This is a genomic window from Phreatobacter aquaticus, from assembly GCF_005160265.1.
In the GTDB taxonomy this organism is placed as follows: Bacteria; Pseudomonadota; Alphaproteobacteria; order Rhizobiales; family Phreatobacteraceae; genus Phreatobacter; species Phreatobacter aquaticus.
This window is the reverse complement of the sequence record NZ_CP039865.1, coordinates 310,822-332,188: the sequence shown is the minus strand read 5'-3', so window position 1 is coordinate 332,188 and position 21,367 is coordinate 310,822. Positions and strand designations below refer to the sequence as shown.

Genomic DNA, 21,367 nt, shown 5'->3' with positions numbered 1-21,367 from the left:
CCTGGCATGAAGGAGATCGATATGCGGATCGGTTCCCGTTCGGTTCACTTGCGCGATCTGTCGGCATTGGCCCTGGCCTTCGGCCTGGTGCTGGCAACCACCGTCTATGGGCGGGCGCAGACGCCGCCGCCCGTGACCTTGGTCAACGTCTCCTACGACCCGACCCGCGAACTCTATCGTGCGATCAACGAGGCTTTCGCCAGGGAATGGCTGGCAACCCACCGCCAGCGCGTGACGGTCCGGGTGTCGCATGGCGGGTCCGGCCGGCAGGCGCGTTCGGTGATCGATGGCCTGGAGGCCGATGTGGTGACGCTGGCGCTGGCTGGCGACATCGATGCCATCGCGCGTGAATCGAAGCGGCTGCCGGACAACTGGCAGTCCCGCTTGCCCAACAATGCCTCGCCCTACACCTCGACCATCGTGTTCCTGGTGCGCAAGGGCAATCCGAAGGGCATCCGCGACTGGAATGATCTGATCCGTCCCGGCATTTCGGTCATCACGCCGAACCCCAAGACCTCGGGCGGCGCGCGCTGGAACTATCTCGCCGCCTGGGCCTATGAGCGCGACCGCACCGGTGGCGACGAGGCCGCCGCCAGGCGCTTCGTCGAGGCGCTGTTCAAGAATGTGCCTGTGCTCGACACCGGCGCGCGCGGCTCGACCACCACCTTCGTCCAGCGTGGCCTCGGCGACGTGCTGCTGGCCTGGGAGAACGAGGCCTATCTGGCGCTGGCCGAATTCGGTACCGACAAGTTCGACATCGTCAATCCGAGCCTCTCGATCCTCGCCGAGCCGCCGGTCTCGCTGGTCGACCATGTCGTCGATCGCCGCGGCACCCGCGCCGTGGCGCAGGCCTATCTCGAATTCCTCTACACGCCGGCGGCGCAGGCGATCATCGCGAAGCACTTCTATCGCCCGGTCGCGCCGCAGCACGCGGCCCCCGCCGACATCGCGCGCTTTCCCCAGATCCGGCTCGTGACCATCGACAACGCCTTCGGCGGCTGGGCCAAGGCCCATGCCGATCATTTCGCCGATGGCGCGAGCTTCGACCAGATCTACCGGCCCTCCGGCGCGCCGTCGCGATGAGTGCAATTGCGCTTGGATCCCGATCCTTCGGCATCGCGCGTCCAAGCGCCTTGCCGGGTTTCGGCATCACCTTCGGCTTCACGATCGCCTATCTCTCCCTGATCGTGCTGATCCCGCTTTCGGTGCTGGTCTGGCGGGCGAGCGGACTGGGGCTCTCGGGCATCTGGCATGTCGCGACCACGCCCCGGGTGCTGGCGGCGCTGAAGACCAGCTTTTATATCTCCTTCGCGGCGGCGGCGGTGAACGCGGTTTTCGGTCTGATCACGGCCTGGGTGCTGACGCGCTACCGCTTCCCCGGCCGCACGGCGCTCGACGCGCTGGTCGACCTGCCCTTCGCGCTGCCGACCGCGGTTGCCGGTATCGCGCTTGCCGCGCTCTACGCGCCGAATGGCTGGATCGGCTCCTGGTTCGCGCTGGCCGACATCAAGGTTGCCTACACGCCGCTCGGCATCTTCATCGCGCTGACCTTCATCGGCCTGCCCTTCGTGGTGCGCACCGTGCAGCCGGTGCTGGCCGATCTCGACCGGGAGATCGAGGAGGCCTCGGCGACGCTCGGCGCCAGTCGCATGCAGACCTTGTTGCGGGTGGTCCTGCCGGCGCTGGTGCCGGCGGTGATGACCGGCTTCGCGCTCGCCTTCGGCCGGGCGGTGGGCGAATACGGCTCGGTGATCTTCATCGCCGGGAACATGCCGTTCCTCTCGGAAATCGCGCCGCTGCTGATCATCGTGCAGCTCGAGGAGTTCAACTATGCCGGCGCGACCGCGATCGCCACGATCATGCTGGCGATCTCGTTCCTGTCGCTGCTGACCATCAACCTGATCCAGGCCTGGAGCCGGCGGAGGTTTGGTCATGGCTGAACCCCGCACAACGCGATCCGCGACGATGGAGGCACTGCCGGCTCGTATCGCGCTGATCGGGCTCGCCACCGTCTTCATCGCTCTCTTCATCGTGCTGCCGCTGGTCTCGGTGTTCGTCGAGGCGTTCCGGCGCGGCCCGGACGCGTTCTTCGCGGCCTTCGCCGACGAGGACACGCTGTCGGCGATCTGGCTGACGCTGACGATTGCCGCCATCGCGGTGCCGGCCAATCTGGTGTTCGGCGTTGCCGCAGCCTGGGCGGTGGCGAAGTTCGAGTTTCCGGGCAAGAGCCTGCTGGTGACGCTGATCGACCTGCCGTTCTCGGTCTCGCCGGTGGTCTCGGGTCTCGTCTATGTCCTGCTGTTCGGCGCGCAGGGCCTGTTCGGCCCATGGCTGTCGGCGAACGAGTTCAAGATCATCTTCGCCATTCCCGGCATCGTGCTGGCGACGATCTTCGTCACCTTCCCCTTCATCGCGCGGGAGCTGATCCCGCTGATGGAGGAGCAGGGCACGGCGGAAGAGGAGGCGGCGCTGACGCTCGGCGCCTCGGGGCTTCGCACCTTCTTCACGGTGACGCTGCCCAACGTCAAATGGGCGCTGCTCTATGGCGTCCTGCTCTGCAACGCCCGCGCCATGGGCGAGTTCGGCGCAGTCTCTGTGGTCTCCGGCCATATCAGGGGCCTGACCAACACCATGCCGCTGCACGTGGAGATTCTCTACAATGAGTATAATTTCGTTGCCGCCTTCGCCGTCGCATCGCTTCTCGCAGGTCTCGCCCTTGTCACGCTTCTGGCCAAATCGATCCTCGAATGGCGATACGGCGATGCTCTCGCAGGCGCGCGCCGGCATTGAGGCGGGCGAAGCGGTTGCGATCCATGTCGAGGGGCTGACCAAGAGCTTCAACGGCGGCGCGCCGGCGCTCGACGGGATCGATCTCGACGTGCGGCCAGGCGAGCTTCTCGCCCTGCTCGGTCCGTCCGGCTCCGGCAAGACGACGCTGCTGCGCGTGGTCGCGGGGCTCGAGCCGATCAGCTCCGGCCGTGTGCTGTTCGACGCCCAGGACGCGACCGAATTGTCGGTGCAGGAGCGGCGCGTCGGCTTCGTGTTCCAGCACTACGCCCTGTTCCGCCACATGCGGGTGGCCGACAACATTGCCTATGGGCTGAAGGTCCGCCCGCGCGCGTCGCGGCCAAGCACGGCCGAGATCCGCGAGCGCGTGTCCAATCTCATCGATCTCGTGCAATTGACCGGTCTTGGCCGGCGCTTTCCCGGCCAGCTGTCCGGTGGCCAGCGGCAGCGTGTGGCGCTCGCCCGCGCGCTGGCCGTCGATCCGCGCGTCCTGCTGCTGGACGAGCCGTTCGGTGCGCTGGATGCCCAGGTCCGGCGCGATCTGAGGCGCTGGCTCCGCGAAATTCACGATCGCACCGGCCATACCACGCTGTTCGTCACCCATGACCAGGACGAGGCGCTGGAACTCGCCGACCGTGTGGCGATCCTCAACAAGGGGCGGATCGAGCAGGTCGGCACGCCCGACGAGATCTACGACCACCCCGCCACTGCCTTCGTCGCGAGCTTCATCGGCGAGGCAGTGCGCATTCCGGTGGAGGTGGGCGAGGATGGCGTGATTGTGGGCGGCCAGACGCTGGACGCGCCGGAGGTCCTGATCCGGGGCGCGGCCGACTGGTTCGTCCGGCCGGGCGATTTCCAGGTGGCGGATGGGGCAGAGCCCGCGCTGGAGGCGCAGGTGGTGGCCGTGCGGCGCACCGGAGCCGGGCGACGAGTGGAGATCGCACTGGCGGACGATCTGCCTCGGATCGACATCACGCTGGAGCAGGACAGGCCCGTTGCGGTTGGCGATCGTCTGAGACTGAGACCGCGGTCGTTCCGGCTGTTCGCGCGGTAGGAGCACGAGGAGAGAGGGCCTGTCACCCCACCCCAACCCTCCCCTCGATGAGGGGAGGGGGCACATTGCGCCGCCTGCCCTATCGCGCTGCCTGTTGGTATCGGTCTTGCGCTGCATCTCAACCTGTGTCGTGTCCGTGCCGATTGCGCGCGCAACTCCCTCCCCTCTGGAGGGGAGGGTTGGGGTGTCTGCGCGCGGCGTGTGCGCCAGTCTCCCTCGCAATCCCTCCGTTCCTCATCCTGAGGTGCGAGTGAAACGAGCCTCGAAGGATCGGCTTTCAGTCGGCAGGAAAGAGGTCCTTCGAGGCTCGCCCAAGGGCTCGCACCTCAGGATGAGGAGCGGAGGGACTTGGCCTCAGGATCAGGAACGGGATTGGGCGCGAAGGCGAGGATAGGGGGGACCGCACCACGCGAGCGGGAGCCCTCTTTCCCCTCACCCATACCGCTTCTTCAACATCAGCGTCGATGTCACCGTCAGGATGATCGTCGCGGTCATCAGGATGAACGAGACTGCGCCGCCGAACGGCCAGTTGTTCTGCTGGGCGAAGGTGGAGAAGACCAGCGGCCCCATGGTCTGGAACTTCGGCCCGCCGAGCAGGACCGGCGTCGCATAGGCGTTCATCGCCAGGATGAAGGTGAGGATCGAGCCGGCGAGGATGCCGGGCATGGCGAGCGGCAACAGCACGCGGCCGGTCATGGTGAGCGGCGGGGCGCCAAGCGAGAAGGCGGCCTCTTCGACATTGCGGTTGATGCCCTCGATGACGCTCTGCAGCGTCAGCACCATGAAGGGCAGGTTGACCGCGATGATGCCGATCATCACGGCGGTCTCGGTATACATGATCTCAAGGGGCACCGAGATCACGCCCATGCCCATGAGCGAGGCATTGACGAAGCCCTTGGAGCCGAAGGCCACCATCCAGCCGGCGGCGCGGACCGCATTGCCGACGAACAGCGGCAGGACTACCGCCATGATCATCAGGTTCTTGAAGCGCGACTGGGTGCGCGCCAGCACATAGGCCAGCGGAAAGCCGAACAGCAGGCAGACCAGCGTCGAGACCACGGCGACGCGGATCGTGCGCCAGAGGACGGCGAGGTAGAACGGGTCGGTGAAGAACTTGACGTAGCTCTCGATGGTCAGGGCATCGACCATCAGCCGGCCCGGCACGAAGGCATTCAGGCTGTAGCGGAACAGGATCGCGATCGGCACAAGGAGGCCGATCGCGACAAAGATCGCCGCGGGGAGGAGTAGCCCCGCGGCGGTGAGATTTCCGGGCTCTCCGACCGGACGTTCCGTGGCTGCAGCCATGGCGGCGATCAGGCCTTGAAGACCTTGTCCCACCACTCCTTCATGGCGGCGTCGTTCTTGGCGAGGAAGCCGTAGTCGAGATCCTTCATCCGCTTGTTCTCCTCGTCGGTGAAGCCGATGCGCTTCATCAGGTCGGGAGCAACGGTCGCGTTGCTGACGGTGGGCGCATAGCCCATGTCGATCGCGAAGTTCTCCTGCGCACCCTTTTCCAGCATGGCGTCCATATAGGCGTAGGAGCCGGCCTTGTTGGGGGCGTTCTTCGGGATCATGAAGCCCGAGACATAGGCCATGATGCCTTCCGACGGCGCGATGGAATCGACGGATATGCCGGCATTCTGCCACTGCACGGCGCGGGCCTTCCACATCAGGCCGATGGCGATCTCGTCGGTCTTGAGCGCCTGGGCAAAGGCCTCGTTGGTCGGGTAGATGCGGGCGCCGCCGCGCTTGGCGGCCATCAGCAGTTCCTTGCCCTTCTCGATCTGCGTCATGTCACCGGCCGCGGCGAGGCCGGCCGCCAGCATCACATACTGATACTGGATGTCGATGAAGCCGAGCTTGTTGCCGTATTTCGGATCGAAGGCGTCCTTGTAGGCGGTCGGTGCCGGGGTGATGGTCTTCGGATTGTAGACGACGACCTTGCCGGAAATGATGTGGCCAATGCCGAAGGGGTACTTGGCGATCGGCAGGATGTTGGCGGCGTTCTTCAGCTTGGAATAATCGATCGGCTCGGCAAGGCCGGCCTCGTTCATCTCGAACATCTGGGCCGCCGACAGGCCTTGGATGTCGGTGGTGCCACGCGGCAGCCGGCGCTCGGCGACCATCTTGGCGCGGCGCGGCGCGTCGGAAGCCTGGTCCTGGATGACCTCGAAGCCCTTGGGCTTGAGGAAGGGCTCCTCGACATTCTTGGCGAGCAGGCGGCCATAGTCGCCGCCCCAGGTGCCGACCACGACGCGGCCGGCGGCCTGGGCGTCCGCCCGGCGGGTTGAGACGGAGGCCAGAGCGCCGCTTGCGGCGGCAAGGCCCATGCCCTTCAGCGCGGTGCGCCGGTCGATGTGCTTCGTCATGTGAAGTCTCCCCTCGTTTTCGAGATTATCAGGGCCGATCAGACGGCCATGCGACTGAAGGTCTGGCCGGCCTCACCCGGCCAGCCGACCGAAACCTGGTCGCCGACAGCCGGCACGGTGGCGTCCCGGCGGTTGGCGATCTGCACCACGACATGGTCGCGGTCGTTCAGGCGGACATGCACGTCGAGCATGGCGCCGAGATAGGACACGAAGGTCACGGTGCCTGTCACGTGGTTTTCGTGGGATGTTGAGTCGGCTCCAAGACTCAGCCGCTCGGGCCGGAGCGCCAGCGTGGCCGGCCCCGGCGGCAGGCCGTCCTGGCAATGAAGCGCGATGCCGCCTTCCGAGCGGAACTGGCCGGGGCCGGTGACCTCGCCCTCGATCATGGTGGAGCGTCCGACGAAATCAGCGACGAAGCGGTCATGCGGCCGTTCGTAGAGATCGGCCTGGCTGCCGACCTGGCGCACCTCGCCATCCGACATCACAACCAGGCGGTCGGCCATGGTGAGGGCCTCCTCCTGGTCATGGGTGACCATGACTGTGGTGAGGCCGAGTTGCTGCTGCAGGGCGCGGATTTCGAGGCGCACCTCAAGGCGCAGCTTGGCGTCGAGATTGGACAGGGGCTCGTCGAGCAGCAGCACGTCGGGGCGGATGACGAGAGCACGGGCGAGTGCCACGCGCTGCTGCTGGCCGCCGGAGAGCTGGCGCGGATAGCGTTCGCCATAGCCGTCGAGACGGACGAGGCGCAGCGCCTCGGCGACGCGCGGGCCCATCTCGGCCTTGTCGACCTTGCGCATTTCCAGGCCGAAGGCGACGTTCTCGGCGACGGTGAGATGGGGAAAGAGCGCGTAGTTCTGGAACACCAGCCCGCAATTGCGCTTCCACGGCGGCAATTGCGTCACCTCGCGCTCGCCGATGCGGATGGCGCCGTCGCTCGGCGGGATGAAGCCGGCGATCATGCGCAGCGTCGTGGTCTTGCCGCAGCCGGAGGGCCCGAGCAGGACGAGGAACTCCCCGTCGGCAATGTCGAGCGAGACGGACTTCACCACGGCATTGTCGCCGTAGCGCTTGGTCAGCCGATCGAGATTGATGGAGGCCATGAATCAGACAACCCGGGACAGTTTGACGTAGCGATCGGTGATCAGCATGGCCGTACCGATGAGCAGGATCTGGAGGACCGAGACGGCGGCAACCGTCGGATCGATCTTCCATTCGAGATATTGGAGGATGGCAATCGGCAGGGTGATGCGGCCAGGTCCGACCAGGAACAGGCTCATTTCCAGATTGCCGAAGGACATGACGAAGCCGAACAGGGCGGCGGCCACCACGCCGGGGCGGATCGACGGCAGGGTCACGCGGAAGAAGGTGGTGAGCTGGTCGGCGCCGAGGCTCTGGGCTGCCTCCTCTGCCGAGCGGTCAAGGCCGTCAAGGCTCGCTGTGACGAGGCGGATGACCCAGGGGATGACGACCAGCGTATGGCCGGCGACGAGGCCGCCGATGGAGCCGAGGATCGGAAGCTCGGTGGCGATCTCGGCCTCGATCTGGAAGACATAGATCGAGGTGCCCATGACGACGCCGGGCACCACCAGCGGCAGCAGCAGCAATTGGTTGAGCGCGCCCGACCCCTTGAACGAGCGGCGCGCCAGCATGAGGCTGGCGGGCACGCCGAGCGCGAGGCCAAGGAGGGTTGCAGCCACGCCCACCTGCAGGCTGGTGAAGAAGCCGGTGGTGAAGTTGCGGTTGCCGGCAATCTCGCCGAACCATTTCAGTGAATAGCCTTCCGGCGGGAAGGACGGGATTTCCTGGGCGAAGAAGGCAAGCCAGGTGACGAAGATCAAGGGCAGCAGGATGAAGCCGAGCGTCAGCGACGCGACGCCGTTCAGCGCCACGCGTCCCATCGTCCGGCTGTCCAAACTCATGACGCCCCTGATCCCTTGTGTCGTCTGCCTCTTGGCGCCCTCAGTTGAGCGCGTCCTTGTGGACGCGGCCGCCTTGCATGATCAGGGCCAGATTGGCGCCCTGCTGGGTGAGGAGGGCCAGATCCTTCAGCGGATTGCCGTCAACCAGCACGATATCGGCATAGGCGCCGGCGCGGACCGTGCCGAGCTCGCCTTCCTTGCGCAGCAATTTGGCAGCGTGCATCGAGGTTGAGCGGATGACCTCGATGGCCGGCAGGACACGGCCGCGGATGACGAACTCTTCCGACTGGTGGCGGTGCATCTCGCCGAGCAGATCCGAGCCGAAGGCCATGGTCAGCTTGGCCTTGTGCATGATCTCCAGCGACTTCATGCCGGCAAGACGGACGGTATCGACCTTGGAGACCGAGATCGGATCGAGGCCGAGGGCAGGGCCCTCGACGCCGAGATATTCGTAGGTCACCAGCGTCGGGCAGGCGATCGCCTTGTTCTCGGCGGCGAACTTGGCGGTCTTCGATGTGATCAGGTTGCAGTGCTCGAGCGAGTGGACGCCGCATTCGACCGCGCGGCGGATCGCCTCGTCGGTATAGAGATGGGCGGCGACATAGGTGCCGGCATTCTGGGCTTCCTCGACGGAGGCCAGGATCTCCTCGCGGGAATAGCCGAGGAAGTGGATCGGATCATTCGGCGAGGCGACGCCGCCATTGGCCATGATCTTGATGAAGTGGGCGCCGCGCTTGATCTCTTCGCGGCAGGCGATGCGCACGGCATCGACGCCATCGGCGATGCGGCCGAGCGAGCCGAGCGTCTGGGTCCAGGTGGCGGGATCGCGGTTGTCATAGCGCGAGCGCGAGTCGCCATGGCCGCCGGTCTGCGACAGGGCCTTGCCGGGGATGATCAGACGGGGCGCCTCGATCAGGCCTTCCTGCTGGGCCTGGACCAGCGGGTAGGTGGCGCCGCCGAGATCGCGCACGGTGGTGAAGCCGCGGTCGAGCATGCCCTTCATGATGCGGGCCGAGCGATAGGCAATCAGCGCGTCGGGGGTCAGGGCGTTCTGGCCGATATTGACCTGAGTGGCGATGACATGGACGTGGCAGTCGATCAGGCCCGGCATCAGCGTGCGCTTGCCGCAATTGATGGTGCGCGCCTCGCGCGCCTTGATCGGCTTGTCGGAGAGCTCCTTGATCCGGTCGCCCTCGACCAGCAGCTCGTAGCCGTCGACCAGCTCGTCGGAAATGGCGGGGTCGAGAAGCCGGAAATTGCGGAAATGGGTCAGGCTCATGGAGAGGCTCCTCATGTCATCGTTTGCCGGCACCAGGCCTTGTCTGATGGCCTGTCATCCGGCGCCGCGGTGAGCGGCTTTGTGCCAAGATCGCGGGACCCTAGCGCGGAAAAGTTCCACAGGCGAGTGCCGCCGAAGAAGAGGCGTTCTCTTTCCGGCGCAGGCCTCAGCCGATCACCGCGACGCATTCGATCTCGATGTCGAACGGGGCGGGCCAGGGGTTGATGACCGCGCTGGTCCGGGCGGGAAAGCCGGCCGCGAAGCGCCGGCGATAAACGGCGTTCATTCCGGCGAGCAGGGCGGGATCGGTGACGAAGACGATCGTCTTGACCACCTGCTCGAGCGAGGAACCGGCAAAGCGCAGCGTCGCGTCCAGCGCGTCGATGGCAGCCTCGGTTTGCTTCTCGATGTCTCCTTGGATGATGTCGCCGGTCACGAGGTCCACCGGCGGCATGCCGCAGGTGTAGAGCATGTCGCCGGCGCGCACGAGGGCTGAGGTCGGCGCGCCGAGCCGGCGGATCGCCTCGGAAATGACGGGGACTTCGATGATCTCGCGGCGCATGGACAGGCTTTCTGGCTCGGGTCTGCTGACCCGCCAATCTCGACCGGGGCGGGATGGCATGCAAGGCTGTGGCCCCAATCAGCAAGCCGCCGGATCACAAGGTGGTGGGATCTATGGAGGCCAGCCCCATGTCCGACATCGTCGTCCACGACCCGCGTTTCGCATCGATCCGGATCGGCCATGCCAGGATCGAAAAGCTGTGGACCGGCTGCCGCTGGGCCGAGGGTCCTGCCTATTTTCCTGCCGGGCGCTACCTCGTCTGGTCGGACATCCCGAACGATCGGCTGATGCGGTTCGACGAGACCGATGGCTCGGTCTCGGTGTTCATGCAGCCCTGCAACAACCAGAACGGCCATAGTGTCGACCGCGAGGGGCGGCTTGTCGCCTGCGAGCATCGCGGCCGCTGCGTGTCGCGCATCGAGCATGACGGCTCTCGCACCGTGTTGGCCTCCCACTGGCAGGGCCGGCGGCTGAATTCGCCGAATGATGTGGTGGTGGCGAGCGACGGCGCGATCTGGTTCACCGATCCGACCTATGGGATTGACGGCGATTACGAGGGCGATGCGGCGCAAAGCGAGATTGGCGCCTCCAACGTCTACCGGATCGACCCGGCGACGGGCGCGGTGGACGCCGTCATCACCGACCGGGTCAAGCCGAACGGGCTCGCCTTCTCGCCCGACGAGAGCCTGCTCTATGTGGTGGATACCGGCCAGTCGCATCAGCCGGGTCTGCCGGTGACGATCACGGTCTATCCGGTGGCGGCCGACCGGCGCTCGGTGGGGGCAGGGCGGCTGTTTGCGACCTGCGAGAACGGCTATTTCGACGGCTTGAGGGTGGATGTGGCCGGCAATGTCTGGACCTCGGCCGGACTCGGCGTGAACGCCTATGCGCCGGACGGGACGTTGGGGATGACGATCCATATCGGCGAGATCGTCGGCAATCTCTGCTTCGGCGGGCCGAAGCGGAACCGCCTCTATATCTGCGGGCAGACGTCGCTCTATTCGCTGTTCGTCAATATCAGGGGGATGTGAGGGGGAGCTGGCTGGTGCCAGTGCCTTCTGCCCAAGCCTGTGGCCTGGCGCATCTTCACCTCTCCCCGTGGGGGAGAGGTCGATCCGAGCCAAGCGAGGATCGGGTGAGGGGTCTTCGATCTCACCGATGACAGCTCGCCCCCTCACCCGGCCGCTTTCAGCGATCGACCTCTCCCCGTCGGGGAGAGGTGAAGGGTGCGCGCCGGACCGGCTGCTCTCGCCCCTGGCGGCAGACCTCGCTCTATTAGCTGTTTGTCAATATAAGGGGGATGTGAGGGGGAGCTGGCTGGTGCCAGTGCCTTCTGCCCAAGCCTGTGGCCTGGCGCATCTTCACCTCTCCCCGTGGGGGAGAGGTCGACCGAGGCGCAGCCGAGGGCGGGTGAGGGGTCGTCGATCTCACCGACGACAGCTCGCCCCCTCACCCGGCCGCTTTCAGCGTCCGACCTCTCCCCGTCGGGGAGAGGTGAAAGGGCGCGCATTTCAACAGGGCGATGTGAGGGTGGATGGATCGGCGGGGACGAGCGCTTGCGTCTCCTCACCCCGCGATCACACCCTTGCGGATCAGAAAGCAGCCATAGGGCCTGATATCGCCCACCTGCACCACGCCGAAGGCCTGGCGCGCGGCGGCATAGAAGGCGTGGCGCTCGATTCCGATGAGCGGCTGTGCCTTGCCGGCGGCAGTGTCGATCTCAGTCTGCACCAGCTTCTGCACCTCGGGGATCGCGGCGGCATCGCCGACAACCTCCATGCGCCGGACCGGATCTCCGACAAAATCGTCGATCGGCAGCACCGACAGGATCGCCCGCGCCGCCCGCTCCATCGTGAGGCCCGGCAGACGCACCAGCCGGCCGCTGGCGGTCGCCCGCGCGATGGTCTCCGCCGGGTGGTTGCCATCGACGAGGGCGAGGTCGTCGCCATGGCCCATGGAAGCCAGCAGGTGCAGCAGGTCGGGCGACAGGACGGGATCGATCCCTTTCAGCATGTCAGAGCCTTCCAGGTCTGGAGAGATAGATTCGCTCGGCCGTGCCGCCGAAGATTGCGGCGCGCTCGTCCGCGTTGAGGTGGCCGGTCAGGACCTCGGCGGTGTTGATCCAGCGCTGATAAGGGGCAGCCAGGGTCACCACCGGCCAGTCGGATCCGAAGATCAGCCGGGAGGCACCGAAACAGGCAATGAGATGGCTGACGACCGGTCGGAGGTCGTCGTCCGTCCAATCGATGCCGGCTTCGGTGACGAGACCGGAGAGCTTGCACGCCACATTCGGCCGTGCCGCCATTGCCGCCATGTCGGCGCGCCAGGGATCGAGGGTCCGGCCGGCAATGTCGGGCTTGGCACCGTGGTCGATGACGATGGAGAGGCCCGGGTGCCGGTCGGCGAAGGTCAGCAGCCGCGAGAGGTGGACCGGACGGACCAGCGCATCGAAGACGAGGTCATGGCGCTGCATCGCCGCGATGGCCGGGGCGAGGCTTGCGCTGAGCATCCAGTCGGGATCGGCGATGTCGTGGATCATCGGGCGGAGGCCAACCAGCAGCGGATTGCGGGCAAGGCGCGCGATCCTGGCCGATGCGTCGGCGCTCTCCATGTCGACCCAGCCGACGACGCCAGCGACGAAGGGTGTCGCGGCCGCGACACCCAGCATGAATTCGGTCTCGGCGAGCGTCGGGGCGGCCTGGACCAGGATCGTGCGGTCGATGCGGGCGGCATCCAGAAGGGGCTTCAGGTCGGCGGGCCCGAAGTCGCGATGGATCGCGCCGAGCGCCGGGGTCAGCCAGCCATAGTCGCCGCGGGCGAGCGTCCAGACATGCTGATGGGCGTCGATCCTCATGGGGCTTGCCTCATGGAGCCTGTCCCGGCGTCGGCACGTCGGGCGCGATAAGGCCCTCGTGCCGAAGGTCGTCCCACAGAGCTGTGGGTACCGGCGACGTCAGAGCCGCCACCTGCTGCTCGACCTCCAGCGGGCGGACCGCGCCCAGGACCAGGCTCGCGACCGCCGGATGGCCTAGCGCGAAATGCAGCGCCGCGCGCATCAACGGCACGCCATGGCGCCGGCACACCGCATCGATGGCTGCGACCCGCATCATGATCTCCGGCGGCGCGCCGCGATAATTGTACTTGGCGCCCGGCACGGCACCGGTGGCGAGAATGCCGGAATTGAACACGCCGCCGAGCATCACGCCGATGCCTTTCTCGAGCGCCAGCGGCAGGAAGCGGGCGAGCGCCGGCTGTTCCAGCAGGGAATAGCGGCCGGCCAGCAGCATGGTGTCGAAGTCGCCGGCCTCGGCGAAGCGCACGCACATGTCGGCATCGTTGATGCCGACGCCGATCGCCTTGACGACGCCCTGTCCACGCAGATCGTCGAGCGCGCGATAGGCGCCGTCCATCGCCTCGCCGAAGCGCCGGTCGGCCTCGGCCTCGCCATGGGTCCAGGCGTCGACATCGTGGATTAGCGCGATGTCGACATGGTCGGTGCCGAGACGCAGCAGCGATTGCTCAAGGGAGCGAAGCGCGCCGTCTCGCGAATAGTCGAAGCGTGCGCCGTGGGGCAGGCCGCCGAGATAGCCGGATCCGTCACCGCGTGGCGCGAAGGGATCCATGACGCGGCCGACCTTGGTGGACAGCAGGATCGGTTGCGGGGGCACCCGGCGGAGGGCTGCGCCGATCCGGTGCTCGGACAGGCCGTGGCCATAGAGCGGCGATGTGTCGATGAGGGTCACGCCAGCGCGCAGAGCGCTCTCGACGGCCTGGATGGCTATCGTCTCGCTCAGCCGTGCATAGAGATCGCCGAGCGGCGCTCCCCCGAAGCCGAGTACGGAGACGGCAAGGCCGGTGCGGCCAAGCGGGCGCTTGGCGAGTGTCATGACTCCAGGGCCTTCCGGCCGGTCATCGGGCCTGTCCTCATCCGCGCCACGGACATCATGCTTTCCTGGTTCCCTGGTTTCGAGCATTCGCGACTAACATGTTAGTCTTGACGCAGCTCGTCCGGCGATGCAAGTCTCGACAAAAATCAGGAGGAAACAGCATGGCCAAGACAGCTGCGACGAAGGACCGGATCGGACTGAACTGCGCGCTCTCGACGCCGTTCGGCAAAGGCGGTGAGATCGATCTCGTCCGGCTCGTCGCCCATGCCAAATGGGTGCTCGCCAATGGCTGCGACGGCATCACCGTGTTCGGCACGACGGGTGAGGGCGCGTCCATCGGAGTGTCCGAGCGCAACCGGGTGTTCGGGGCCCTCGCCGCCAACGGTTTCGACATGCGCAAACAGGTGATCGCGGGCGCATCGGCCTCGGCGCTGGAGGACCTGCTCGCCCAGATGCGGGCAGCCTATGACGCGGATTGCCGGGCGATCCTGCTGGCGCCACCCTATTATTTCGCTGGCGTCGGCGATGACGGGCTGTTCGCCTTCTTCTCCGACCTGTTCACGCGGCTCGGTGCCCAGCTGCGCGACGTGATCCTCTACCATATCCCCGGCATGACCCGGGTCGACATCTCGATCGGGCTGGTGAAGCGGCTGGCCGCGGCCTTTCCCGGCGCGGTGATCGGGGTGAAGGATTCCAACGGCAAGTGGGAGGATACCGAGCGCCGGTTGACCGAGCTGAAGGACATGCAGATCCTGGTCGGCGATGAGCGGCAGCTTGCCCGCGCGGTGCGCATGGGTGGCTCGGGAAGCATTTGCGGCATGGCCAATATCGCGCCCGACATTCTCCGTCCGCTGGCGATCGAGGGCCGCGAGGATCCGCGCGTCATCGCCATGGTCGATGCCCTGCTCGCCTATTCCTTCATGTCGGCCATCAAGGCGATGATCGCCGCGCGCACCGGCGATGCAGGCTGGAGCGTCATGCGCGCGCCGCTCGCAGCGTTGGGGGCGAAAGAGGCCAAGGCTCTGGCGGCAGCGCTTGGCACAATCCAGTCGGCCAAGGCCGGCTGATGTCCACCAACCCGTCGAAAGCGCGCGACAGGGCCTATGAGAGCTTCACCGAGCGGCTGCTGTCGCGCGAGATCAAGCCGGGCCAGTTTGTGTCGCAGCGCGAGCTGACGGAGATCACCGGCATGCCGCTCGGCGCCATCCGCGAGTTGATCCCGCGGCTGGAGGCCGAAGGGCTGATCACCACCGTGCCGCAGCGCGGCATGCAGGTCGCCCATGTCGACCTGACGCTGATCCGCAATGCCTATCAGTTCCGGCTGTTCCTGGAGACGCAGGCGACCGCGCTGTTCGTGAGGGCCGCGAGCGACGAGACCATCGCCCAGCTCAGGGCGGCGCATGAGGACATCATCCGGCGGGCGGAAGCCGGCGAATCCCAGACCCTGATTGCCGATGCCGAGGCGACCGACCGGCTGCTGCACGAGACGATCGTCGACCATCTCGGCAATGAGATCATCTCGAACGCCTACCGGGTCAACTGGATCAAGATCAAGCTGATCCGGCGGAACGAAACCAGTCTCTATTCCGAGCTGGTCATCCCCGTCATGCGCGATCATCTTGCGGTCATCGCGGCGCTGGAGCGGCGCGACGAGGCGGCGGCGGTCGAAGCCATGAGCTTTCACATCAACCAGTCGCGCACGAGGGCGCTCGACATCGAACAATGAGGCGGGCAAACCGCCGATCACAAGGGAGGACGACATGACGATCACCATCACCAGGCGCCACCTGATGCAGGGCGCAGCCATCGCCGGTGTGACACTGGCCAGCCCCACCGTGCTGCGCGCACAGGCGACCGTCATCCGCTGGGGCGAATTGCTCGCCGCCAGCCATCCGCAGGTGCAGATGGTCGAGCGCGCCGCCAAGGCGGTGAAGGAGAAGTCGGGCGGACGCATCGACATCCAGACCTTTGCCAATGGCCAGCTCGGCTCGGGCAAGGACATGATGGAAGCGGTGGCCGCCGGCGCGCTGCAGTTCACCACCGATGGCGCGGGCGCGCTCGGCGCCTTCCTGCCGCAACTCACCCTGGTCGAGGCGCCCTATCTGTGGCGCGACGCCGCCCATCTCGCCAAGGTCGCGACCTCGCCGATCTTCACGCGGATGAACGACGAGCTCGCCGCCAAGCGCGGCATGCGCATGCTCAACGTCACCTATTACGGCAAGCGGCACCTGACCTCGGGCTCGAAGCCGATCAACGGTCCCGGCGACATGGTTGGCTTCAAGCTGCGCGTGCCGCCGGTGGACGTTTTCCGCGCCATGGCGGAAGCCTGGGGTGCCCGGCCGACACCGATCGCCTTCCCGGAACTCTATCTGTCGCTCAGCCAGGGCGCCGTGGACGGGCAGGAGAATCCGCTGCCGACGATCCAGAGTGCCAAGCTCTACGAGGTGCAGAAGTTCCTGATCCTGACCGAGCACGTGCTGACGCCGCGCATGATGATCGTCAATGACGCCTTCTGGAAGGGCCTGCCGGCCGCCGACCGCACCCTGCTGCAGGGCGCGTTGGACGAGGCCGCCGCCTGGCAGGACAAGGAATTGCTGGCGCAGGAGGCGGGTCTCGTCGCGACGCTGAAGACTGCGGGAATGACGGTCGTCCAGCCCGATGTGGAGGCCTGGCGCAAGCCCGTGCTCGCCACCGTGCCGGCGAAGTTCGAGGAGCGCTGGGGCAAGGGCGCCTTCGATACGCTCAAGGCGCTCTGAGCGGCGCGCCGGGGGCCTAAGGAAACCTGACCATGTTGCATGCGCTTTCCGAGCGACTGATCCGCATTGCCGCGGTGATCCTGGTCATGGGGCTGCTCGGCGCGGTGGTGGCGGGCGTGGTGTCGCGCCTGTTCAACCGCCCGGTGATCTGGTCGGAGGAGCTGGCGCAATATCTGCTCGTCTGGACCGGCTTTCTGGGGCTGATCATCGCCTCCAGGCGGCGCAGCCACATCCGCATCGACGTGTTCATCAACCGCCTGCCACGCAGGCTTCGGCTTGGATGGGAGATCCTCATCCAGGTCGCGATGATCGTCTTCGCGCTGGCCATGCTGCGCTACGGCGTGGCGCTGATCGGCCGCAACTGGGACGTCGACTGGGTGACGCTGCCTTTGTCGGCCGGACTGCTCTATGTGCCGATCCCGATCGCGGCCGCGACCCTCATCATTCAGGCGCTGATCGAGATCGCGCTCGCCTGCCAGGGGCGTATCGCCGCCGACCCAGAGCCCGGGACCCAGCCGCTATGACCCTCATCATGGCCGAGATCATCGGCGTCTGGTTCGTGGCCCTTCTGCTTGGCGTGCCCCTGTTCGCCTCGATGGGGCTTGCCGCCTTCGCCTTCGTCTGGCTGACGGGGATCCCGGCGGGCATCGTGCCGCAGCGCATCGCGCAGGCGGCCAATTCCTTCCCGCTGCTGGCCGCGCCGCTGTTCATCCTGATGGGCAACATCATGAATTCGGCCGGCGTCACTGACCGAATCTTCGGCTTCGCGACAGCTTGTGTCGGCTGGCTGCGCGGCGGACTCTGCCACGCCAATATCCTGGCCAGCGTGATCTTCGCGGGCATGTCGGGCTCGGCGGTGGCGGATGCCGGCGGCGTCGGCACGCTCGAGATCAAGGCGATGCGCGACGAGGGCTATGATCCCGAGACCGCGGCGGCGATCACTGCGGCCTCGGCCACGATCGGGCCGATCATCCCGCCCTCGCTGCCGATGGTCATCTATGGCGTCTCTGCCGATGTCTCGATCGGCGGCCTGTTCCTCGCCGGCGTCATTCCGGGCCTGTTGATGGCCGGCGCGCTGATGGCGATGGTGACGGCCTTGGCTCGTCGGCGGAATCTGCCGCGCCATCCGTTCCCGGGCCTGAAGGACCTCTGGCTTGCCTACAAGCGGGCACATTGGGCGCTGATGACGCCGGTGATCCTGTTCGGCGGCATGACCGCCGGCATCTTCACACCGACCGAGGCGGCAGGGGTCGCGACCGTCTATGCGCTGATCCTCGGCCTGTTCGTCTATCGCGATTTCGCGCTCCGAGACCTGCCGGACCTGATCGTCCAGACGGTGGAGACGACCGGCGTGGTGCTGGCGCTGGTGATGACGGCATCGGCGTTTGCGTGGTGCCTGTCGATCTCGCGCATTCCCCAGACGGTCGGGCCGATGATCGTCGATCTCGCCGGCAATCCGCTGGTGTTTCTGCTGGCGGTGAACGTGCTCTTGCTGATCGTCGGCTGCTTCATGGAGGCCATGGCCGCCATGCTGATCCTGATCCCGATCCTGGTGCCGGCGGCAGCCCAGTTCGGCATCGATCCCGTACAGTTCGGACTGATCTTCGTGCTCAATCTGATGATCGGCACGATCACGCCACCGGTCGGCGTGGTGCTGTTCGTCACCGCGAAGGTCGCCAACATCACGTTCGAGGCGATGTCGCGGGCAATCGTGCCGTGGCTCGCGCCCTTGCTGGCGGTGCTGGTGGCGATCACGCTCTGGCCGCCGCTCACCACCTGGCTGCCGAAGCTGATCATGGGCCGCTGATCGCCGGCGACCCCAGATCGGGGCCGCCTGGCGCAACGTGTCATCAGCTGCCGCCGCCTGCACCATTGGCGCTGCCGCGCGCGCCGTCGCTGGGGCGGCGCCGTGCCATCTGGGTGGCCAGCCGCTTCTGATAGCCGAACAGGAGATCGTTGGCCTTGCCGATCATGGCGTTGTGGCGCCCTGAATTGGCCCGGGCCTTCGGCTGCTTGGAGAGGGCCAGCATCCGCTCGAGGATGTCGAGCATCTCGACCCCTCCCATCTCCGGCTCGGTCTCCATGGGCCGGGTCCCCTCGGTGATGTTGATGGCCTCCTGGGCCGCCAGGCTGAGCAGATAGGACAGGAAGCGGTAGTCGGCCTTCCGCGCCATCTGCTCCATCTGCACGATCATCGTCGCCAGATAGTCGTCGGTCCCGTCCTGGGGGTAGAGCTTCAGTCCGTGCATCGTCATCTCCTTCACGCGGCCAGCCGGTTCGCACGGTCGACCTGGGGGATACCCCGGTCGATCAGGCCGTCGAGTACTGTCGAGGTCATGTCCATGATGGCGGGCAGGACGGGCCCGTGGTCGTAGCGTTGCGGCAGGCCCAGCGGGCGCACGTCGAAGCCGAGCTCGGTGAAACGTGACAGCCAGACCGGATGGCCCTCCCAGGTGGTCGCGGTGATGCCGCTGTCGAGGCAGAACTCGACGACTGCGCGCACCATCTCGCCGGCGCCGAACGACCAGCGGCCGTCGCCGCGCCAAGGCCTGGAGACGCACATGCGCGTCCACTCGTAGATGTCGGGACCGCGAGGCACGCCACGGGTGGCGAGGTGCGGATAGACGTCCGACAAGAGGTGGGGATGCTCGGTGGGCAGGAGGCGCGAATAGACCGCGATCTCGCTGCCCTCCATCATCAAGAGATGGAGCGCGTGCTCGTTGTCGAATTGGTCACGCTCGCGCCCGTCCGGCTTGGCGAGCGTATCCCAGCCGTTTTCCTCGACGAAAACCTGGTGCCTGAGCACGAAGGCTGCGTCCAGAAGTTGTGAGTGCCGGCCCGTATCCTTGCCGTCTATGACCAGAAATTGCATGTCCCCTCCCGGCAGGTTGTTACAACCTGCGGGGACAGCATTCGATTGGTGACGGCCGCGATCAATATCTCAACTCTTTGATATTGACGGAACAAAATTGTCTAATGGATAATACCGGCGCGCAGGCACTGAGCGACAAGATAGGCCTTGCCGCGGGCATTCATCTTGCGCTGTGCGGTGTGCAGATACGTGTTCACCGTATATTCCGTCAGGTTGAGAATCTCACCGATTTCCCAGGCGCTCTTGCCCGCCGCCGTCCACTTCACGCACTCCACCTCTCGCTTGCTGAGGATGCTGCGCCCCTCGCTTTCAGGGGTTGGGTTACGCCGCCTGCGGATGGCGTGATAGGCGGAAATGCCGATCACCTGGAGGGCCGCTTCCTCGCGCTCGGTGAGCATGTATTTGTCACAACCGAAGCTCACGACGGCCTCAAAGCCGTTCAGAAGTGGGATCGGCACGCAAAAACCGTCGCCCAGGCCGAATTCCGAAGCCTCGTCCAGCACCCGCACCTGCTTCGGCTTGAGGAGGGGGCTGCGCGTCGAGCCCCAGCGGAAGGCGTCCTCGCTGGACCGCACGCGGGCGACCGTCGGGTCGATGTCGATATAGTTCTGCTGGTGGTAGCGCTCCCACCAGCCCTCCGGCCAATGGTGAGCCAGTACCATCGGCTCAAGGCTCTCGTGCGGAACGGGCAGGCCGGTGACGATGACCGACGAGAAGCCGAAATCCGACATGACGCGTGTCAGATCCTTGAACACCGTGGTGGGTTCCTTGATCTTTCGCCAGTCGTCGATCAGGTCGAGCGCATAGTGATCGACCGCGAATTTCTCTCCCCGTGCCATCGTAGTCCCTCAATACGGATGTGAGTGCGAACACTCGTTTCCCATAGAAGAGGCGACTCTGACACACGCGTCAATTGTATTCACAAAGATCGCAGAAGGGTTCGACTATCGAAACTCGATACCACAATTAGATAGGTGGCGAAGTATTTGTGGGGCCGCTCTCAATCGCGGAAGACGACGGTGCGCGAGCCGTTGACGAGCACCCGTCCGTCGAGGTGAAAAGCCAGCGCGCGCGCCAGAACGCGGCGCTCGATGTCGCGGCCCTTGCGCACCAGATCGTCGGGCGTGTCGTGGTGGCTGATGCGCTCGACGTCCTGTTCGATGATCGGTCCCTCGTCCAGATCGGCGGTAACGTAGTGCGCTGTCGCTCCGATCAGCTTGACGCCGCGCTCATGGGCCTGGTGATAGGGCTTGGCGCCCTTGAAGCCCGGCAGGAACGAGTGGTGGATGTTGATGCAGCGCCCGGACAACCTCGCCGCGAGACTGTCGGACAGCACCTGCATGTAGCGGGCGAGCACCACGACATCGGTGCGGGCGCCCTCGATGATCCGCCAGAGTTCCTCTTCCTTTTCCAGCTTGGTCTCGCGGGTGATCTGGACATGGTGGAACGGCACGTCGCCGAAATCGTGGTGGGCGAAGGTCTCGCGCGGATGGTTCGAGATGATGCCGGCAAGGTCCATCGGCAGTTCGCCGATCCGCCAGCGATAGAGCAGGTCGGCCAGGCAATGGTCGAATTTCGAGACCAGCAGCATGACGCGCTGGCGCTCCGCGCGCGGGCGGATGGCGAAGGTCATGGCGTAGCGCTCCGCGATGGGCGCGAAGCCGATGCGCAGCGCCTCGACCGGCGGGCTGCCCTCAACGGGAGAAAACACCACCCGCATGAAAAAGCGGCCGCTTTCGGTGTCATCGAACTGGTTGGCGTCCAGGATGTTGTAGCCGGCCTGGAACAGGTGGCCGGAGACGGCCGCGACGATCCCGGGGCGGTCGGGGCAGGAGAGGGTGAGAACAGCGGAATGGGGCATGGCGGGGTCCAGACAGCGCGC

General features: G+C 66.1%; 23 protein-coding genes. 10 read left to right on the top strand and 13 right to left on the bottom strand.

What is annotated here, in order from left to right; translation table 11 throughout:
* Window positions 1-21: 21 nt before the first annotated feature.
* Genes E8L99_RS01435 through E8L99_RS01420 form a run of 4 tightly spaced genes read left to right on the top strand, consistent with a single transcriptional unit; the run spans window position 22 to window position 3,841 of the window.
* Complete coding sequence (locus E8L99_RS01435; RefSeq protein WP_137097880.1) at window positions 22-1,083, top strand: sulfate ABC transporter substrate-binding protein; 1,062 nt, start codon at window positions 22-24, stop codon at window positions 1,081-1,083.
* Window positions 1,080-1,940: a sulfate ABC transporter permease subunit CysT gene (gene cysT, locus E8L99_RS01430; RefSeq protein WP_137097879.1), complete on the top strand. Its 861-nt coding sequence runs from the start codon at window positions 1,080-1,082 to the stop codon at window positions 1,938-1,940. Before E8L99_RS01435 ends, cysT begins: the two co-directional genes overlap by 4 nt.
* Complete coding sequence (gene cysW / locus E8L99_RS01425; RefSeq protein WP_137097878.1) at window positions 1,933-2,790, top strand: sulfate ABC transporter permease subunit CysW; 858 nt, start codon at window positions 1,933-1,935, stop codon at window positions 2,788-2,790. The genes cysT and cysW overlap by 8 nt, the downstream gene beginning before the upstream one ends.
* Window positions 2,762-3,841 carry a sulfate/molybdate ABC transporter ATP-binding protein gene (locus tag E8L99_RS01420; protein ID WP_137097877.1) on the top strand — a complete coding sequence of 360 codons (1,080 nt, stop codon included), beginning with the start codon at window positions 2,762-2,764 and terminating at the stop codon, window positions 3,839-3,841. The genes cysW and E8L99_RS01420 overlap by 29 nt, the downstream gene beginning before the upstream one ends.
* A 432-nt stretch (window positions 3,842-4,273) precedes the next feature.
* On the opposite strand, the gene E8L99_RS01415 is transcribed toward E8L99_RS01420, so the two are convergent.
* From E8L99_RS01415 to E8L99_RS01390, 6 genes are all read right to left on the bottom strand, one after another.
* On the bottom strand, window positions 4,274-5,146 hold the full coding sequence (locus E8L99_RS01415) for an ABC transporter permease (RefSeq protein WP_137097876.1): 873 nt from the start codon (window positions 5,144-5,146) through the stop codon (window positions 4,274-4,276).
* A gap of 8 nt (window positions 5,147-5,154) precedes the next feature.
* A complete protein-coding gene (locus E8L99_RS01410; RefSeq protein ID WP_137097875.1) occupies window positions 5,155-6,210 on the bottom strand; it encodes an extracellular solute-binding protein in 1,056 nt (351 codons plus the stop codon).
* Window positions 6,211-6,248: 38 nt separating this feature from the next.
* Window positions 6,249-7,310: an ABC transporter ATP-binding protein gene (locus E8L99_RS01405; RefSeq protein WP_137097874.1), complete on the bottom strand. Its 1,062-nt coding sequence runs from the start codon at window positions 7,308-7,310 to the stop codon at window positions 6,249-6,251.
* Window positions 7,311-7,313: 3 nt separating this feature from the next.
* Window positions 7,314-8,129, bottom strand: a complete 816-nt coding sequence (locus E8L99_RS01400) for an ABC transporter permease (protein ID WP_252511226.1) — start codon at window positions 8,127-8,129, stop codon at window positions 7,314-7,316.
* 40 nt (window positions 8,130-8,169) lie between these two features.
* Complete coding sequence (locus tag E8L99_RS01395) at window positions 8,170-9,408, bottom strand: metal-dependent hydrolase family protein (protein WP_137097873.1); 1,239 nt, start codon at window positions 9,406-9,408, stop codon at window positions 8,170-8,172.
* A gap of 166 nt (window positions 9,409-9,574) precedes the next feature.
* Complete coding sequence (locus tag E8L99_RS01390) at window positions 9,575-9,970, bottom strand: RidA family protein (RefSeq protein WP_137097872.1); 396 nt, start codon at window positions 9,968-9,970, stop codon at window positions 9,575-9,577.
* 128 nt (window positions 9,971-10,098) lie between these two features.
* Here E8L99_RS01390 and E8L99_RS01385 point away from each other — a divergent pair, with 128 nt between their 5' ends.
* On the top strand, window positions 10,099-11,001 hold the full coding sequence (locus tag E8L99_RS01385) for an SMP-30/gluconolactonase/LRE family protein (RefSeq protein WP_137097871.1): 903 nt from the start codon (window positions 10,099-10,101) through the stop codon (window positions 10,999-11,001).
* A gap of 535 nt (window positions 11,002-11,536) precedes the next feature.
* Here E8L99_RS01385 and E8L99_RS01380 read toward each other — a convergent pair.
* Genes E8L99_RS01380 through E8L99_RS01370 form a run of 3 tightly spaced genes read right to left on the bottom strand, consistent with a single transcriptional unit; the run spans window position 11,537 to window position 13,857 of the window.
* Window positions 11,537-11,983, bottom strand: a complete 447-nt coding sequence (locus E8L99_RS01380; RefSeq protein WP_137097870.1) for an RbsD/FucU family protein — start codon at window positions 11,981-11,983, stop codon at window positions 11,537-11,539.
* Window position 11,984: 1 nt separating this feature from the next.
* Complete coding sequence (locus E8L99_RS01375) at window positions 11,985-12,824, bottom strand: amidohydrolase family protein (protein ID WP_137097869.1); 840 nt, start codon at window positions 12,822-12,824, stop codon at window positions 11,985-11,987.
* Between the two features lie 10 nt (window positions 12,825-12,834).
* Window positions 12,835-13,857: an aldo/keto reductase gene (locus E8L99_RS01370; RefSeq protein WP_137097868.1), complete on the bottom strand. Its 1,023-nt coding sequence runs from the start codon at window positions 13,855-13,857 to the stop codon at window positions 12,835-12,837.
* A gap of 161 nt (window positions 13,858-14,018) precedes the next feature.
* Between E8L99_RS01370 and E8L99_RS01365 the strand changes: the two genes are divergently transcribed.
* Genes E8L99_RS01365 through E8L99_RS01345 form a run of 5 tightly spaced genes read left to right on the top strand, consistent with a single transcriptional unit; the run spans window position 14,019 to window position 18,420 of the window.
* Window positions 14,019-14,924 carry a dihydrodipicolinate synthase family protein gene (locus E8L99_RS01365; RefSeq protein ID WP_137097867.1) on the top strand — a complete coding sequence of 302 codons (906 nt, stop codon included), beginning with the start codon at window positions 14,019-14,021 and terminating at the stop codon, window positions 14,922-14,924.
* Window positions 14,921-15,583 carry a GntR family transcriptional regulator gene (locus E8L99_RS01360; RefSeq protein ID WP_391527508.1) on the top strand — a complete coding sequence of 221 codons (663 nt, stop codon included), beginning with the start codon at window positions 14,921-14,923 and terminating at the stop codon, window positions 15,581-15,583. Before E8L99_RS01365 ends, E8L99_RS01360 begins: the two co-directional genes overlap by 4 nt.
* Before the next feature lie 34 nt (window positions 15,584-15,617).
* The gene (locus tag E8L99_RS01355) at window positions 15,618-16,613 is read left to right on the top strand and encodes a sialic acid TRAP transporter substrate-binding protein SiaP (RefSeq protein WP_137097865.1); all 996 of its coding nucleotides are present in this window, start codon (window positions 15,618-15,620) and stop codon (window positions 16,611-16,613) included.
* 32 nt (window positions 16,614-16,645) lie between these two features.
* Window positions 16,646-17,137 carry a TRAP transporter small permease gene (locus E8L99_RS01350; RefSeq protein ID WP_137097864.1) on the top strand — a complete coding sequence of 164 codons (492 nt, stop codon included), beginning with the start codon at window positions 16,646-16,648 and terminating at the stop codon, window positions 17,135-17,137.
* Window positions 17,134-18,420, top strand: coding sequence for a TRAP transporter large permease (locus E8L99_RS01345; protein WP_137097863.1), 1,287 nt, complete (start codon window positions 17,134-17,136; stop codon window positions 18,418-18,420). The genes E8L99_RS01350 and E8L99_RS01345 overlap by 4 nt, the downstream gene beginning before the upstream one ends.
* Window positions 18,421-18,463: 43 nt before the next feature.
* On the opposite strand, the gene E8L99_RS01340 is transcribed toward E8L99_RS01345, so the two are convergent.
* The 4 genes from E8L99_RS01340 to purU form a co-directional block, all read right to left on the bottom strand.
* On the bottom strand, window positions 18,464-18,862 hold the full coding sequence (locus tag E8L99_RS01340; protein ID WP_137097862.1) for a hypothetical protein: 399 nt from the start codon (window positions 18,860-18,862) through the stop codon (window positions 18,464-18,466).
* Between the two features lie 11 nt (window positions 18,863-18,873).
* Window positions 18,874-19,485 carry an acyl-homoserine-lactone synthase gene (locus E8L99_RS01335; protein WP_137097861.1) on the bottom strand — a complete coding sequence of 204 codons (612 nt, stop codon included), beginning with the start codon at window positions 19,483-19,485 and terminating at the stop codon, window positions 18,874-18,876.
* Between the two features lie 101 nt (window positions 19,486-19,586).
* Window positions 19,587-20,324, bottom strand: a complete 738-nt coding sequence (locus E8L99_RS01330) for a helix-turn-helix transcriptional regulator (protein ID WP_137097860.1) — start codon at window positions 20,322-20,324, stop codon at window positions 19,587-19,589.
* Window positions 20,325-20,485: 161 nt separating this feature from the next.
* Window positions 20,486-21,346, bottom strand: coding sequence for a formyltetrahydrofolate deformylase (gene purU / locus E8L99_RS01325; RefSeq protein ID WP_137097859.1), 861 nt, complete (start codon window positions 21,344-21,346; stop codon window positions 20,486-20,488).
* Between the last annotated feature and the right edge of the window lie 21 nt (window positions 21,347-21,367).